General features: G+C 67.4%; 15 protein-coding genes. 4 read left to right on the top strand and 11 right to left on the bottom strand.

From position 1 onward, the window contains the following. Positions 1-23 precede the first annotated feature (23 nt). Entirely contained in the window at positions 24-605 is a 582-nt protein-coding gene (locus tag HNQ08_RS18580; RefSeq protein ID WP_229790121.1) for a class I SAM-dependent methyltransferase, read from the bottom strand. Next, positions 602-1,111 carry a DinB family protein gene (locus tag HNQ08_RS18575; RefSeq protein WP_184135491.1) on the bottom strand — a complete coding sequence of 170 codons (510 nt, stop codon included), beginning with the start codon at positions 1,109-1,111 and terminating at the stop codon, positions 602-604. Before HNQ08_RS18575 ends, HNQ08_RS18580 begins: the two co-directional genes overlap by 4 nt. Before the next feature lie 216 nt (positions 1,112-1,327). On the opposite strand from HNQ08_RS18575, the gene HNQ08_RS18570 reads away from it, so the two are divergent. Both HNQ08_RS18570 and HNQ08_RS18565 read left to right on the top strand, forming a co-directional pair. After that, entirely contained in the window at positions 1,328-2,260 is a 933-nt protein-coding gene (locus HNQ08_RS18570) for a hypothetical protein (RefSeq protein WP_184135489.1), read from the top strand. Between the two features lie 168 nt (positions 2,261-2,428). Beyond that, positions 2,429-3,268, top strand: coding sequence for a DMT family transporter (locus tag HNQ08_RS18565; RefSeq protein ID WP_229790120.1), 840 nt, complete (start codon positions 2,429-2,431; stop codon positions 3,266-3,268). Between the two features lie 12 nt (positions 3,269-3,280). Here the strand turns inward: HNQ08_RS18565 and HNQ08_RS18560 are convergent, their stop codons facing one another. Next, entirely contained in the window at positions 3,281-4,612 is a 1,332-nt protein-coding gene (locus HNQ08_RS18560; RefSeq protein ID WP_184135486.1) for a beta/alpha barrel domain-containing protein, read from the bottom strand. A gap of 67 nt (positions 4,613-4,679) precedes the next feature. Between HNQ08_RS18560 and HNQ08_RS18555 the strand changes: the two genes are divergently transcribed. Then, on the top strand, positions 4,680-5,900 hold the full coding sequence (locus HNQ08_RS18555; RefSeq protein ID WP_184135483.1) for a citrate synthase family protein: 1,221 nt from the start codon (positions 4,680-4,682) through the stop codon (positions 5,898-5,900). A 44-nt stretch (positions 5,901-5,944) separates the two neighbouring features. Here the strand turns inward: HNQ08_RS18555 and HNQ08_RS18550 are convergent, their stop codons facing one another. From HNQ08_RS18550 to HNQ08_RS18515, 8 genes are all read right to left on the bottom strand, one after another. Continuing rightward, the gene (locus HNQ08_RS18550) at positions 5,945-6,958 is read right to left on the bottom strand and encodes an SDR family NAD(P)-dependent oxidoreductase (protein WP_184135481.1); all 1,014 of its coding nucleotides are present in this window, start codon (positions 6,956-6,958) and stop codon (positions 5,945-5,947) included. A 150-nt stretch (positions 6,959-7,108) separates the two neighbouring features. Then, positions 7,109-8,287: a zinc-dependent alcohol dehydrogenase gene (locus HNQ08_RS18545; protein ID WP_184135478.1), complete on the bottom strand. Its 1,179-nt coding sequence runs from the start codon at positions 8,285-8,287 to the stop codon at positions 7,109-7,111. Continuing rightward, positions 8,284-9,042: an SRPBCC family protein gene (locus HNQ08_RS18540; protein WP_229790119.1), complete on the bottom strand. Its 759-nt coding sequence runs from the start codon at positions 9,040-9,042 to the stop codon at positions 8,284-8,286. The genes HNQ08_RS18545 and HNQ08_RS18540 overlap by 4 nt, the downstream gene beginning before the upstream one ends. Positions 9,043-9,563: 521 nt before the next feature. Further along, positions 9,564-10,556, bottom strand: a complete 993-nt coding sequence (locus HNQ08_RS18535) for a malate dehydrogenase (protein WP_184135475.1) — start codon at positions 10,554-10,556, stop codon at positions 9,564-9,566. A gap of 157 nt (positions 10,557-10,713) precedes the next feature. Further along, positions 10,714-11,565, bottom strand: coding sequence for an enoyl-CoA hydratase/isomerase family protein (locus HNQ08_RS18530; RefSeq protein ID WP_425321360.1), 852 nt, complete (start codon positions 11,563-11,565; stop codon positions 10,714-10,716). Positions 11,566-11,579: 14 nt separating this feature from the next. Continuing rightward, positions 11,580-12,749: an MFS transporter gene (locus tag HNQ08_RS18525; protein ID WP_184135473.1), complete on the bottom strand. Its 1,170-nt coding sequence runs from the start codon at positions 12,747-12,749 to the stop codon at positions 11,580-11,582. Positions 12,750-12,759: 10 nt separating this feature from the next. Further along, complete coding sequence (locus HNQ08_RS18520; RefSeq protein WP_184135471.1) at positions 12,760-13,347, bottom strand: hypothetical protein; 588 nt, start codon at positions 13,345-13,347, stop codon at positions 12,760-12,762. A 71-nt stretch (positions 13,348-13,418) separates the two neighbouring features. Further along, positions 13,419-14,186: an AIM24 family protein gene (locus tag HNQ08_RS18515; RefSeq protein ID WP_229790118.1), complete on the bottom strand. Its 768-nt coding sequence runs from the start codon at positions 14,184-14,186 to the stop codon at positions 13,419-13,421. 214 nt (positions 14,187-14,400) lie between these two features. On the opposite strand from HNQ08_RS18515, the gene yidD reads away from it, so the two are divergent. Then, complete coding sequence (gene yidD, locus HNQ08_RS18510) at positions 14,401-14,697, top strand: membrane protein insertion efficiency factor YidD (protein ID WP_184135469.1); 297 nt, start codon at positions 14,401-14,403, stop codon at positions 14,695-14,697. The last annotated feature ends 101 nt before the right edge of the window (positions 14,698-14,798 follow it).

Raw genomic sequence — 14,798 nt, 5'->3', positions numbered from 1 at the left:
GGAGGGAGCGGCAGCGTTCCCGCTTACTCCCCGGCAGGCTTAATGGCGTCCAGCACGATGGATACGAAGCCCAACCGCCCGCCCACATTACGATGGTCCATCCGCAGGGAGCGGTAGATCGGCCCGGCGTCCATGTCCCAGTCCTTAAAATGAAACTGGCCCTGGGCGTCGCAGTATTCCAGCAACTCCACGCTGAATCCGGCCCCGGTGAACACGTCGGCCAGCAACGGCGCGTCGTACACGATCCTGTGATCGGCGGCAGGGTGATCGGCTGGCCCCGGCCCACCAACCTGCACCGTGCGCTGGTATTCGGCCTCTGGAAAGTGGGCGTCCGGTACAGCCACCCGCAACACACCGCCCGGCTTAAGGAACTCGAAGCACACCCTGGCGGCGGCACGGCCCTCTGCCTCGCTCAGGTGTTCCCAGACGTGTTCGCACAGCAGGGCGTCAGCCCGGCGGCCGCCGAACCACGCGGCCCAGCTTGTCCGGTCCAGGAGATCGAGTTGCTCCTGCTGGGTGGGAATCCAGCCGTCCCAGCGCTGCTCGCCCGCGCCAATGATGACCCGCAGCGGCCCCGGATGCTGTTCGGCCGGGGCCAGGTTCACGCCAGCTCTTTGTGCATCTGCCGGATGGCCCCCAGGTGATAGGCGACGTGCGCCACTGCGCCGGCCAGGCCGCCGGCCACGTCCCCGGTGGCCTCCGCATCCTGCTGGGTCCGGGCAAAGGCGCGCAGGGCGTCGTAGGCCGCGCGCAAGCGGACGCGCAATTCGTCCCACTCCTCGTCGCCGACCAAAGCCGGGTGAAAGCTTCCCTTCCAGTCGAACGGCCCCCGGTCCCCGTCGCGCTCCCAGCGCACCATCACTTCCATATGGAAAGCGCTGTGGCGGGTGTGCCCGGCGATGGAGGTGCCGCGAATGTCCTGGCTGGCCTGCTCGGCGCTCAGGCGGTCCAGTGTGGCGAGCAGGCCATTGTTGCCGCTGCCGTCCGCCGCTGTGCCGTCCAGAAAGGCCGTGCCCTGCCCGGGGGTGCCGCCCTCCACGGCCTCGGCCAGAACGTCGAGAATGCCCTCCAGCCAGTGCTGGGGCTGCTGATCCTGTGCGGGTTGGGTCATGGCTCAGCGTACCCGGACGGCAGCGCGAGTGCCAGACGTCCTTTCCTTGCCCGGCAGTGATACACTCGGGGGTGCGCCCGCGCTCGGCACGCAGCATGTGTGCCACTGGCCGACAAGACAGGCCGAAACCGTCCGGAATTCGCCGCCAGGGTCGTGAACGACAAGCGGCAGGGAAACAGCGCAGGCACCACCAGCCGCGCCAAAAGGAGAACTACCATGACCGACAACAACGAGACGCGCCAGGGCCAGACCGCCGACGACCAGATGCCCGCCGAGGTGCGCGAGATTCTGCCCCAGCTCCAGGGTGAGCCCGACGAGGACCTGGTGCTGGACGCCCAGGAAGCCCAGAACGAGGGCGAGGAAGACGGCGCCATGCACGCCCAGGGCGAGGACACCGCCGAAGACGGTGAGGACAGCGAGGAAGACGAGTACATCGACGCCGACGATCTGCTGGAACTGCTGGGCGAGATGAAGGAAATGCTCGAGGCCCAGAGCAAGGAAATCCGTGGCCTGCGCCGTGAGATGCGCGAACTGCGTGAGGGCCAGGGTCAGGGCAGCTTCCGCAGCGGCGAGCGCACGAGTGGCGAGCGGCCCATGGGTGACCGTCCCAGCCCGCAGGGTGGCGGCTTCCGTCCCCGCGAAGACCGTGGCGGACAGGGCGGCTACGGCGGCGGGGACCGTGGTGGACAGGGCGGAGGCTACCGTGGCGGCAGTGACCGTGGTGGTTACCAGGGCCGCGATGACCGTGGCGGCTCGCAGGGTGGCGGCTTCCGTCCCCGTGAAGACCGTGGCGGACAGGGTGGCGGCTACCGTGGCGGCAATGACCGTGGTGGTTATCAGGGCCGCGATGACCGTGGCGGCTCGCAGGGTGGCGGTTTCCGTCCCCGTGAAGACCGTGGCGGACAGGGTGGCGGCTACCGTGGCGGCAATGACCGTGGTGGTTACCAGGGCCGCGATGACCGTGGCGGCTCGCAGGGTGGCGGCTTCCGTCCCCGTGAAGACCGTCCGACCTTCCGTCCGCGTGATGACCGTCCCCGTGACGCCGCGCCCGCACCCCGCGAAGGCAGCGAGGGGGGCACCGACGGCGGCTTCCGCCCGCGCGCCCGCGCGGACCGGGGCTGGAGCAACAACCGCCGCGACGACGAGTAAGACCGCTAGGGGCGGCGGACAGATCAACCCTGCCTGCCAGCCCTGAGTACGCCGCGAAGACGAGACCGGGAAACCCTCCCGGTCTCGCTTTTTTTGTCCAGAGGACGGGGACCACTGGCCGCCCCTCGCGGGACAGCCCCTGTACACTCCTGCGGTGAGGCTCTTTCCTTGAACCCGGCCCTGAGCGGGCTGCTGTCGGCGCTGACCTACGGCGTCGGCGATTTTCTGGCGGGGCTGGCGAGTCGCCGCGATTCGCCGCTGCGGGTGGTGGCGCTGACCCACCCGATCAGCGCGGTGGTCATGCTGCTGCTGGCCGTGGTGATGGGCCAGACGCTGCCGCCCGTGAGCGATCTGCTGTGGGGCGTCGCGGCGGGCGCGGTGGGTCTGTTCGCCGTGCTGGCCTTCTACCGCGCGCTGGCGCTGGGGCCGATGGGCGCAGTGTCGGTGGGTGCAGGCGCGCTGTCGGCGCTGGTCCCTGTGGTCATCGGCGTGCTGGGCGGCGAGGTGCTGGGTCTGCTGGGCTGGCTGGGCGCGCTGGGGGTGCTGCTGGGCACCGGCCTGCTGAGCTACAGCCCGGGTGAGGGCGGCAGCAACGGGCGGTGGCAGGACAACGGCGTGCTGATCGGTCTGGCAGCGGGCCTGGGCTTCGGCTTCTTCTTTGCCATGCTGGGGCAGGCAGCGTCGCCAGGGGTGTTCTGGACCCTGGGGGCCGCGCGCCTGAGCAGCTCGGTGATCGCCCTGGCGCTGGCCGCGCGGCTGGTGGGCCTGCGTCCCAACAATCTCCCGCTGATCCTGGCCTCCGCACCGGGGGACACGCTGGGCAATCTGTTCTACCTGCTGGCCGTGCAGGGCGGCGGGCTGGCGGTGGGTTCGCTGCTGTCCAGCCTGTATCCCGCCTTTACCACCCTGCTGGCCGTCACGGTGCTGCGCGAGGGACTGAAGGCCACGCAGTGGGTGGGCGTGGTGCTGGCGCTGGTGGGGGCAGGGCTGATCGCGGGGCGGTCATAAGGTCCCCTCCATTCAGCGCTGCGCGGCCACTCCCTGACCATTCGCCACCACCGTGGCAGCCGCGTCGGCAATCTCCTCCCACTCCACCGCCGTCTGCCGCCCGGCACCGAATTCGGCGGCCAGACGGGCCTGCAGGTTGTGCAGTCCCGCGTCCTCCTTGGACAGCTCGTGGCCGGTGTGCTGCTTGATCAGGAAGATCAGCCCTGCCAGACCGCTGTCTGCCGTCAGACTCAGCTCCAGCGGACGCCCCAGCAGGGCGGGCACGTTGAAGGGCGCGTACATCGGCCAGAACTTGTTGAGTCCGTCGGCATGAATGCCCGCCCGGGTGCGGTGGGCATCCTTGCCGTACAGCGGGTACTTGGCGGGCACGCCCTGGCCCAGGCCTGCATACAGGTCGTCCAGTCGGTTCAGGGCCGTGAAGTCAGGCGCTTCAGCCAGGCCCAGGCCCACCAGATGCAGCAGTACCCCCTCCAGCGGCGCGTTGCCGGTGCGCTCGCCCTTGCCCAGCAGCGTGCCGTTGATGGCCGCGCAACCCGCCAGCACGGCGGCCAGACAGTTCGCCACCACCAGATGCGTGTCGTTGTGCGGGTGGAATTCCAGCAGCTCGCTTTCCACCCCGGCCACCCGCAGCTCGCGCACCATGCCGGGAACGCTGCGTGGCCACGCCACCCCTTCCAGCGGCAGCCCCAGCCCCATCGTGTCGCAGATCCGGAACCTGGGGGCCTGCCCTGCCCCGTAGTCCCGGGCCAGCTCCTGCACCGCCGTCACGAACGGCAGGATGAATTCGCGCGGCGCGCGGGTGGCGTCCTCCAGATGCAGGCGGGGGCGCAGACCTGCGTCCAGTACGGCCTGCACCGCATCTAAATAGGTGCGGGCGGCCTGGACGCGCCCGCCCGGTCTGAACTTGTAGAAGGTGTGGTAGTCGCTGGCGCTGGCGAGCATCCCGGTCTCCCGCACACCCAGTCCGGCCACCAGGTCAGCGTCCTTGCGGGTGGCGCGAATCCAGGTGGTGGGCTCTACCGGATGTCCGCCGCGCCAGCGTTCCAGGGCGCCCTCAAGCATGGCGCGGTCTGCTGGACGGTACACGAAGAACTCGGCCTGTCTCAGTGCACCGGACCCGCCAGTAAAGGCGCCCATCAGGTCATAGATCGCCAGTCCGTCGGCCTCGGTCAGTGGCAGGCCACCCTGCTGGCCGTCGCGGTGGGTGGTCTCGGTCGTCCACGCCTGTGCGGGCAGGGTGGCGGGGCGCCTTCCGTCCTCCCACAGCATGCGCGGCCACTGGTCCGCCGGAAAAGCATCTGGAAAGAGGTTGGCCTCTGGCACATCGACAATGGAGGAAGGCATGGCTTCACGCTAGACCCGCATGGATCTATCGTCAATCTTGATTCTTCAATCAATGTTAGGTTGAGGTATGCCCGAAAGTCTTCTGCACGCGGCGGAGGCCACCGCCTTGCTGGGCGTCAAGCCCGCCACGCTGTACGCCTACGTGTCGCGCGGCCTGATCCGCAGTGAGGCGGGACCGGGTGGCAGCCGTCAGCGCCTGTATCACGCCGAGGACGTGCGCGCCCTGGTGGCCCGGCAGGAGTTAAAGCGCGATCCGGCGGGGGCCGCGCAGGGTGCGGCAGCCGGGGCGCTGGAATGGGGCATGCCCGTGCTGGACAGTGCCCTGACCCGGATCGCGGGCGGCACATTGAGTTACCGGGGCCGTGACGCCGTGGCCCTGGCCAACAGCGCGACGGTGGAGGAGGTGGCCGCGCTGCTGTGGACCGGAGATGCGGGCGGCTGGACCACGTTGCCCCTGCGCGCCCGCATGAATCTGGGGGCCACCTTTCCGCGCGGGGGCGCCACCTCGGCGGTCACCAGTGCGGAGGCGTTCGCCCACGCGCTGGCCCATGCTGGGGCGCAGGACATCGGTGCGCAGGACAGCCGCCCGGAGCAACTTCCCGCCCGCGCTGCCCGCGTGCTGAGCCTGCTGTACGCCACGTTGGAACGCCAGGAACGTCGGCCCCAGGCCCCCGACCTGCCGCTGCACATCCGGCTGGCGCGGGCCTGGGGCGTGTCCGGCGAAGCCGATCTCCTGCGCCGCGCCCTGGTGTTGCTGGCCGATCACGAGTTGAATGTCAGCACTTTCGCGGCCCGCGTGACCGCCAGCAGCGGCGCGGGGCTGCCGCACGCCGCCCTGGCCGCGCTGTGCGCCCTGCAGGGACCACGGCATGGGCGGGCAGCGTTCGCGGCGCACGAGGTCCTGGCCCACAGCCTGTCCACCGACGCCCGCACCGCCCTGAGAACAGCCACCCAGCGCCACGCCTTTCTCCCCGGCTTCGATCACCACCTGTACCCGGACGGTGATCCCCGCGCCCATGCACTGCTGGGGGCCCTGCAAGCCGCGCAGCCCAAATCGCCTGCGGTTCAGGCGGTCCGTGGGCTGCAGGCGGTGGCGCTGGCCGAGACGGGCGAACACACCAACATCGACCTCGCGCTGGCCGCACTGACACACACGCTGGGGCGCGGTCCGGACGACGCGCTGACGCTGTTTGCCCTGGCCCGCGGGGTGGGCTGGATGGCCCACGCCATCGAAACGGTGCTGAGCGGCAGTCTTATCCGGCCACGCGCACGTTACACCGGGCTGTAGCGCCTCAGGGCTGCGGCGAAACCAGAGCCTACAAAGAGCTCACCCTACGTCCGCTCGCTGGCCCCGCCGCCCAACTGGTTGAAGTCCTCTTCGGCCTCGCTCTTGATGGGGTTGTGACGGGTGAGGAACGACTCGGCCTCACGGCCCGGCAGCCCCTGGTCATTGGCAGTGGCGGTGGGCAACAGGCGGGTTGACAGCGCCAGAAGATCGGCGGTGAGTTGCGGGGCCAGCGCCTGAGCATGCCGCAGAAGCAGGGCGGCGCCGCCGATCGGAGCCTCGGCGTCGCCACGCACCAGGGCGTCCACCATGCGCTTGGCCGCCACCTCAGTGTCCAGCGAGATCAGCGGGAAGTTGTCTACAGTGGCAAACAGGCCGTATTCCTTGCGGTACTGGCCCTTGACCGTCGCCTGCCGGGGGCTGCCGGTTCGCATCACAGTGGGACAGACCGTGGTGACGCCCACACCGTCCTGGGCGAGTTCGGCGCGCAGCGCCTGTCCCAGCCCGGTCAGGGCGAATTTGCTGACGCTGTAGGGCGCCAGGTGTGGGATGGCCACCTGACCCCCCACCGACGACACCAGCAGGACTCGCCCGCCGCTGCGGCGCAGTTCAGGCAGAGCCAGACGGGTCAGGCGCAGCGGCGCAAAGGTATTGACCTCCATGATCTCGCGGAAGTTGGCCTCGGTCATGTTGTCCAGCGGCCCGCCCTGGATCAAACCCGCATTGTTGACCAGGACATCCAGACCACCGAACACCCGCTGCACCTCGGCCAGCGCACGGTGCAGATCCTCCTCGCGGGTCACGTCTCCAGTGACAGTGTGAACCCGCCCGCCCGCCGCAAGTTGGTCAGCGGCACGCTCCAGTTCAGCCGCGTCGCGGGCCATCAGCATGACCCGCGCTCCACGCTTCAGGAACTCGGCGGCCAGCACCAGCCCCAGGCCGCGTGAACCACCCGTGATCAGCACGCTCTTACCGGTCAGGTCGTACCGTGACTTGAACTGACGGCGTGTAGCGATGGCCGTGACAGCAGCGGCCAGAAGCAGACGTTTGGGAATTCGCATCATCCCATTCTGGAGACTTCCCCCCTGTCTGAACCGCCGCGTGAAGGACGCCTCAATTCTTCCAGCACAAAGAGCGGCGCAACGAAATCGCCCGCCACGGGAGCTTTTCGGCAGCTCCCCGACGGGCGGATTGGTTCACTGGGCGGCCGGTCAGGCCCAGGGGTCCAGGACCACTTTGATGCAGCCGTCGTGCTTTTCACGGAAGGTCTTGTACAGTTCTGGTCCCTTCGACAGCGCAGCGCGGTGGGTGATCACGAAGCTGGGGTCGATCTCGCCCTGCTGAATACGCTGAAGCAGGGGGCGGACGTAGCGGTGGGTGTGGGTCTGCCCCATCTTGAAGGTCAGTCCCTTGTTGAAGGCTGCTCCCAGCGGCATCTTGTCCACCAGACCGCCGTAGACCCCTGGCATGCTGACTGTGCCGCCCTTGGCGCAGCTCAGGATAGCCCAGCGTAGCGCTGTGATCCGGTCAAAGCTCAGCCGCATCTTCTGCTCGGCGGTATCCAGCAATGCGCCAGGGCCATGACCATGGGCTTCAAGCCCCACCGCGTCAATCACGTGATCGGGACCACGCCCGCCTGTCGCCTCATGCAGGGCCACCAGAACGTCGGTTTCGTCATAGTTGATGGTCCGTGCGCCCGCCGCCTCGGCCAGCCGCAGCCGCTCAGGCACGCGGTCAATCACGATCACCTCGGCGGCCCCCAGCATCTGGGCGCTCCGCACGGCGAACTGGCCCACCGGCCCGGCCCCGAACACCGCCACCACATCCCGGCCCGGCACGATGGCGCAGTTCTCGGCAGCCATGTAACCCGTGGGGAAGATGTCAGTCAGGAACAGTACCTGATCGTCTCGCAGGTCCGATTCGATGGCAAAGCAGCTCACATCGGCGAATGGGACCCGCACAAATTGCGCCTGCCCGCCCGCGTAGCCGCCGAACAGGTGAGAGTACCCGAACAGCCCACTGGCGCTGGTGGCGCCGTACAGTGCCTCGGCCATACGGTGATTGGGGTTGGAATTGTCGCAGGCGCTGAACAGACCACGCTGGCAGGGATCGCAGACTCCGCAGGCCAGGTTAAAGGGCATGATCACCCGCTCGCCCACCCGCACCTTTTTCACGGCGGAACCGACCTCGACCACCTCGCCCATGAACTCATGGCCCAGGATGTCCCCCTTTTCCATACTGGGGATGTAGCCGTCAAGCAGGTGGAGGTCCGAGCCGCAGATCGCAGTGGAGGTAATGCGCACGATGGCGTCGGTGGGCAGCAACAGCGTGGGATCGGGGACCGTTTCCACACCCACATGGTTGGTGCCCTGCCAGACGATGGCCTTCATGCCTGACCTCCCTTGCTCGCGCGTCCGCTGCTTTGACCTTCGGTGGTGGGGTGATAGCCCCCCAGTTCCTGCTCGCGCTTGAAGCGCATCAGGTCGTCGCGCAGCTGCTGGGACGGCTCCTGCCCCAGCACGCGGGCAACTACCACTCCAGTTGTACCGCCCGGGGGACGATATTTCAGACGCACCAGAACCTCGGTGCCCCGGTTCCCCGGAGCGGCCCGGAACTGCACCTCGCCGCTGTTCTCGATCTGGGCGTCCGGCAGCGACTGCCACGCGATGCGCCGCCCCGGCTCGTCGGCGGTCATTTCTGCCTCCCAGCTGACCTCGCCGCCGCTGTACCCCGCCGGGGCCTTGACCGTCCAGCGCGAACGCCGCTCGTCCAGAACTTCCACGCGCTCAAGGTGCTTCATCAAGCTGGGCAGATTCTCGAACCTGCGCCAGATCGCGTACAGTTCGTCCGCGCCCTTCCCAATCGTCACAGCGTCACTCACCAGCGTTTCGCCGTCGGCGTTCTGCCGGATCTTCAGCGCCGTCGCCACCGGACTGCGCCCGGACAGGGCCAGTGCGGTCAGGCCCGCCCCCAGTCCGCTGAAGACCAGTTTCTGGACGGCGGAACCGGAACGCACGCCTGCTGTCAGCAGGAAAACGCCCATCACGCCAACGAGTCCGCGCTCTGCGCCCGCCATGCTGGCTCCGGTGCTGCGCTGATCCGGTGGGGTCACCCGCTGCCCACCCCCTGCGGAATTCATACTCATTGGCACTCACCCACATCGCTGTCTGTCATGGGTTATTTATGGCGAGGCCACTTCGGGACAAGGTTCCTCAGGCCACCAAGTCTGCGGGCCGACAAGAAACGCTCAACGACGCGTGATGAAGCCGCTCATGGCCATTGGACGAAGTCTCACCTGTTCCCCACGGTCTATGGGATGAAAAGTGCCATATATCTTGGCTGGCCAGCAAGGCGCTGCTTTCAGGTGACGGCTCAGAGCTGCGTGTGACTGATCTAAGCGGATATCGGTTTCACGGGTGATGGGTGATGACTTCTAGGTCTACATCCTTCTGAAGCCAGGGCGTTTCCTCCCCGCCGTGCCTATGGCCCTCGCCCCGACCCAGTGGGCCAATCAATGATTTCGTCTTTAGAGATTCCCCGCCTCATCTCGCGGCAGGTATGGGATGTGCCTCCTGCGCCCACCGTGCTGAAACGTGCAGTGACCGTCACGCCAGAACAAAAACGAGGACAAGGCCCGCAGGCCTCGCCCTCCAACTCCTTCTGGTTTTACTTGACCAGGCCGAGTTTGCGAACTTCGTCGCGCTCTTCCTGTAATTCCTGCGCAGTGGCGTCCATCTTGCCCCGGCTGAAGTCGGAAATGTCCAGGCCCTGCACGATCTCGTACTTGCCGTTCCTGCACTTGACCGGAAAGCCGTAGATCAGCCCTTCCGGGACGCCGTAGCTGCCGTCGCTGGGAATCCCCATGCTGACCCACTGCCCGTCGGGGGTGCCCAGCGCCCAGTCGTGCATATGGTCAATCGCTGCACTGGCCGCACTTGCGGCGCTGCTGGCCCCGCGCGCCTCGATGATGGCCGCGCCACGCTTGGCGACGGTGGGGATGTACTGGCTCTCGTACCACTCGCGGTCCACCAGATCCAGGGCGGGCTTGCCGTCCACCGTGGCGGCGCTCAGGTCCGGGTACTGGGTGCTGGAGTGGTTGCCCCAGATGGTCAGGTTCTCGATGGCGGTCACGGGCTGCCCGGTCTTCTCGGCCAGCTGCGAGACAGCGCGGTTGTGATCCAGCCGCACCATGGCCGTGAACTGCTTAGGATCGAGGTCAGGCGCATTCTGCTGGGCGATCAGCGCGTTGGTGTTGGCAGGGTTGCCCACCACCAGCACTTTCACGTCCCGGCTGGCAACCTTGTTCAGCGCCTCGCCCTGGGGCTTGAAGATGCCGCCGTTGGCCGACAGCAGATCGCCGCGTTCCATGCCCGCCTTGCGCGGCATGGCGCCCACCAGCAGGGCGTACTCAGCGTCCTTGAAGGCCACGTTGGGATCGTCGCTGGTCACGATGTCGGCCAGCAGGGGGAAGGCGCAGTCACGCAGTTCCATCACGACGCCCTGCAGCGCCTTGAGCGCCGGGGTGACTTCCAGCAGTTGCAGGATGACGGGCTGATCCTTGCCCAGCATGTCGCCGGATGCGATGCGAAACAGCAGGCTGTAGCCGATCTGACCAGCCGCGCCGGTCACCGCCACACGAACGGGTTCTTTATTCGCCATTGAAAATCCCTCCAGAAAAATGGTTTTGCGACTCACAATAACGCGGCGCGGGGATCAGCGGGGTACAGCGTTCCTTGAGGGGAGACAGGCAGGGAGGCTCGAAGCCAGGTGGCCGGACCACCTGAATCCTCTACTTTTCTCCATGCCCACCAGGGTTTCAAATGGGCGCGTCCTCCGCGAAGTTCGGCTCACGCTTCTCGCGCAGGCTGCTCAGGCCTTCCTTCACGTCGGGGCCGGTAAAGCCCAGGAATTCCAGCGCGAGGCTGGCGTCGAAAGTTGGCCCCATCGCCCGCAGCCAGTTGTTCAGGGCGTATTTCGTCCATCGGACAGCTGTGGGGCTGCCCGCCGCCAGGGTGCGGGCCACTTTCCAGGCGCGGTCCAGAAGCTCGTCATCCGGCACACACAGGCTGACCAAGCCAATTCGCTCAGCCTCCTCGCCAGAGACGGGTTCGCCGGTCAGCAGGTGGTACTTGGCCTTGTTCAAGCCGCACAGCAACGGCCAGATGATCGCGGCGTGATCGCCCGCCGCCACCCCCAGCCGCACATGGCCGTCCAGAATGCGGGCCGTTCTGGCCGCCACGCTCACGTCCGAGAGCAGCGCCACCGCCAGCCCCGCACCCACGCAGGGGCCGTGGATGGCGCTCACGATGGGCTTGCCGCAGTTGACGACGTTGTAGACCAGATCACGGGCCTCGCGCCACACGCGGGCCAGGGCCGTGAAGTCGCTGCTCATCTCCTCGATCAGCGTGAAATCCCCACCCGAGGAAAAGCCGCGCCCCTCGCCCCGGATCAGCACGCAGCGCACGCCAGCGGCGGCGTCGATATCGCGCCAGACCTGGGTGAGTGCGCGGTGGGCCTCAGCGTTGACGCTGTTGAGCGTCTTTTCGGAACGGATCACGATTTCCAGGATGCCGCTGCCGCTGTCGGTCAGGTCATGCGCTTGCAGGTGCAGGCCAGGGTAGGCACCGGGGACGCACAGTTGCTCCAGATTCATGGGTTGTGGGCTCATGGGCTGAGGCTAGCTCAGTGGAGAACAGTTTTCCGCCAGCCCAGCAAGCCCACCACCCCTGCCAGCGCCATGCTACCGGTCACCAGCAGCACCACAGAGGGCCAGCCGCCGCCCTCGTAGGCGTGGCCGGCCAGGATGCTGGCAGCGGCACCCCCACCGTAGTACGCCGCGTGGTACAGCCCCGACGCCAGGCTGCGCGCCCGCGTGACCTCGCGCTGCACGGCATTCAGGGCAGCGGACTGGGCCAGAAAGACGCCGCAGGCCCCCGCCGCCACCCCCACGATGATCAGGGGCAACGGTGCGGCCAGTGTCAGCAGCAGCCCGGTCAGGCTGGCCCCCACGGCCGTCAGCAGCGCGATGCGGGGACCGCGCAACGCCAGCAGCGGCCCGGCCACCGGCGTGATGACCACGCCCAGCAGATACACGGCGAAGATCAGTCCGGTCTGGGCGGTGTTCAGTCCATAGGGCGCAGCCGCCAGCCGCAACGTCAGCGTGTTGAACAGCCCCACCAGAGTGAACAGAATCAGAAAGCCCACCGCGCAGGTCGCCAGCAGCGCCCGATTTCGCAGGTGGGCGCTCAACCCGGCCAGCACTATGCGAACGTCCCTTTGCGGAGTGAAGTGCTGTTCGGCGGGCAATCCGGCGCGGGCCAGCACAAACCCGCTCAGCGACGTCAGCGCCAGCAACCAGAACGCGGCGTGCCAGCCCCACGGCGCGGCCACCAGTCCGGCCAGAAAGCGGCCCAGAAAGCCGCCCAGCACCGTACCCGTCACGTACAGGGTCAGGGCGCGGGCGCGCCCGCCGGGCAGCACTTCCTCGGCCACGTAGGCGTTCAGGGCCACCATCACGCCGGGAATGAGCAGGCCCTGCGCGAAGCGCGCGGCGTTCAGAGAGGCCAGGGTGGGCGCAAAGACCGCCAGCACTGCCGGGATGGTGAGCAGCGCAAAGGCCCAAACCACCACACGCCTGCGCCCCACCGCGTCGGCCAGCACGCCCACCAGCGGCGAGGCCAGCGCCATCGCCAGGGTGGTGGCGCCCACCACGAACCCCACCTCTGCCGCGCCCGCACCGTATTCCCGCGCCAGCACAGGCAACAGGCTCTGCGGCGCGTAGACATTCAGGAAGACCAGCGTGCCCAGCGCGGCGAACAGCAGAGGATGGGGCGCGGCGGCCCGAACAGTCATGGTTTGACGCTCAGGGCAGACCGACGAGGCCAGTCTCGTTGACCCAGGCACTCTGGACGCCCAGGGCCTCGGCCATCACCGGGTCCGGCGTGCCCATCAATCCAGGCAGGATCAGGGTGGGGCGGGCGTCCAGACCCACGCCCCCGGTCTCATCGAGCCGCGTCAGAACTGCCCCGAAGGCCCAGTCTCTGGCCCACAGCCGCTTGACCGCCTGCAGCGCCGCCGTGCCGGGAGGCGTGACCTGCGCCTCCTCGGTGGAGAGCAGCCCCGGACGCCGCACATGCACGGCGCCGCAGTCCAGGCCAGCGTTGTGCAGCGCCCGGTAGAAAATCTGCACCGCGTCGTCCATCAGAAAGCTGGTGCGGATCAATGCCTCGGCCCGCGCCGTCAGGCCTTCCAGCGCGTCCTCATCGATGCGGGCAGGATTGATCGGGGTGAACAGGCGGCCCAGCTGCTCGGGCAGGTTGACGCTGTGGTAGAAGGCTTCCTCGAACTCCGGCGGCACCACCATGCCGCGCACGTCCTGCGTCGCCAGCCGCACCACTTCCTCACCCATCCTGTCCGCGCCGCGCCGCGCGGCCTCCCCAAACGTCAGCATGACGGGCAGCGTAAAGCATGGCGGGCCGGCGGACGGCACAGTCGCCTTCACGTTTTCATTTCGATCTGTCCTTACAGGGTTGCCGCCGAGACGTTGCGGTGCGTGGGCGTCAGGAACACGGTGCCCTGACCGCTGATCATGAAGACCAAGCCCTCGCCGCTGCGCATGGCATTGCGCAGGCCGCGCACCAGTGGGCGCAGTTCTACCCTGAGCGAAGCGCTGTACATCAGCATCAGATCGCCGTCCACGATCAGGCTGTCGTTGCCGCTCAGTTCGATTACCTCCACTTCCGAGACCGGGACCGGGGATTCCACCACGAAAATGCCCCGCCCGGACAGCTTGGGCTGGCGCAGCCCGTTGCCCGACAGTGCCCCGGCAATCGAGTTGTGGGTGTGCGTGCCCAGTTGCATGGTGTCCTGGGCCATGTAGAACGCCTTGTCGTCGAGAATCATCTCGTCGCCCTTGGCCCCGCTGGATTCCGCGATAATGAAATGCTTGTGCGTGGGCTCGGTCCAGACCTTGCCCTGACCGGTGAAGCGGGTGGCGAAGGCACTCTCGCCGGTGCCCGCCGTGGCGATGGCCCGGCTCAGGAAGCCGCCCTTGGCCTGCTGTTCCACGTTGGCCGTGATGTTGCCGTGGCTGTACTGGAAAGCGCCTGGCTCGATCAGCACACCGGAACCGTGTAGCTGGGCCTCCACCGTGAAACGCCCGTCCATCTGACGCGTCTCGGCCAGGTCACCGTCTGTCCCCACCGAGTAGCGCGTCACATGGGTCAGCGCATGGATGCGGAAGGTTACGCCGTCGCCTTTCTGCTCCTGCACAAGCTGCATATGGGTCATGCCAGAAGTGTAATACAAATCTCTATTGCTGAATGTGCGGGGAGGTGGGGTTGTGGCGGCAGGAGCGGCGCGAAGATTGCCCGGCAGCTCCTTCAGAATCCCCTGCACCAGCGGACATGGTTCGTTGACGCAGGCGGGTGGCAAGGCCCATGACCCCGCCCTTCTTCATCCTGCGCTCAACCGAAGCCTTCCCTGGTCCAACTAGGCTGGGGCTATGTTCAGCATTGACGCCCCCGCCCTGACCGGAATCGCGCTGTATCAACGCTGGCTGTCCCCGCACAAGGGCTTCCGCTGTGCCCACGCCGCCTTCTACGGGGGCGAGTCCTGCTCTGCGGCCATCGCCCGCACGATTCGGGAACGCGGTCTGGTGGGGAGCGGTCCGGCTATTGCCGCCCGTTTTGCGGCCTGTCGTCAGACTTACAGCCACCTGTCCCCACAGCTTACCGGTGGGCCGCGTGTCCGAGGGCTGTGTTGCTGTGGTCCGCTTCCCATCCCCTTCCGCTGTGGCTGAGACGGGTTCCGTCTGCGCGCCGAACCTTGAAGGGCACTGCAACACCTGAAGGGCTGCTCCGCCGCTCACTTACCATTCGCCTCAAATCACCCCGTTCAGGA

This window comes from Deinococcus humi, from assembly GCF_014201875.1.
Classification (GTDB): Bacteria; Deinococcota; Deinococci; order Deinococcales; family Deinococcaceae; genus Deinococcus; species Deinococcus humi.
The sequence above is the reverse complement of the archived record's forward strand: the minus strand, read 5'-3'. Positions and strand labels throughout refer to the sequence as shown.

Bases quoted from the DNA above. Each gene is read 5' to 3' on its own strand.
- HNQ08_RS18575 (WP_184135491.1), bottom strand. From the start codon at position 1,111: ATGACCCAACCCGCACAGGATCAGCAGCCCCAGCACTGGCTGGAGGGC.
- HNQ08_RS18570 (WP_184135489.1), top strand. From the start codon at position 1,328: ATGACCGACAACAACGAGACGCGCCAGGGCCAGACCGCCGACGACCAG.
- HNQ08_RS18560 (WP_184135486.1), bottom strand. From the start codon at position 4,612: ATGCCTTCCTCCATTGTCGATGTGCCAGAGGCCAACCTCTTTCCAGAT.
- HNQ08_RS18555 (WP_184135483.1), top strand. From the start codon at position 4,680: ATGCCCGAAAGTCTTCTGCACGCGGCGGAGGCCACCGCCTTGCTGGGC.
- HNQ08_RS18550 (WP_184135481.1), bottom strand. From the start codon at position 6,958: ATGCGAATTCCCAAACGTCTGCTTCTGGCCGCTGCTGTCACGGCCATC.
- HNQ08_RS18545 (WP_184135478.1), bottom strand. From the start codon at position 8,287: ATGAAGGCCATCGTCTGGCAGGGCACCAACCATGTGGGTGTGGAAACG.
- HNQ08_RS18540 (WP_229790119.1), bottom strand. From the start codon at position 9,042: ATGAGTATGAATTCCGCAGGGGGTGGGCAGCGGGTGACCCCACCGGAT.
- HNQ08_RS18535 (WP_184135475.1), bottom strand. From the start codon at position 10,556: ATGGCGAATAAAGAACCCGTTCGTGTGGCGGTGACCGGCGCGGCTGGT.
- HNQ08_RS18530 (WP_425321360.1), bottom strand. From the start codon at position 11,565: ATGAGCCCACAACCCATGAATCTGGAGCAACTGTGCGTCCCCGGTGCC.
- HNQ08_RS18525 (WP_184135473.1), bottom strand. From the start codon at position 12,749: ATGACTGTTCGGGCCGCCGCGCCCCATCCTCTGCTGTTCGCCGCGCTG.
- HNQ08_RS18520 (WP_184135471.1), bottom strand. From the start codon at position 13,347: ATGCTGACGTTTGGGGAGGCCGCGCGGCGCGGCGCGGACAGGATGGGT.
- HNQ08_RS18515 (WP_229790118.1), bottom strand. From the start codon at position 14,186: ATGACCCATATGCAGCTTGTGCAGGAGCAGAAAGGCGACGGCGTAACC.
- yidD (WP_184135469.1), top strand. From the start codon at position 14,401: ATGTTCAGCATTGACGCCCCCGCCCTGACCGGAATCGCGCTGTATCAA.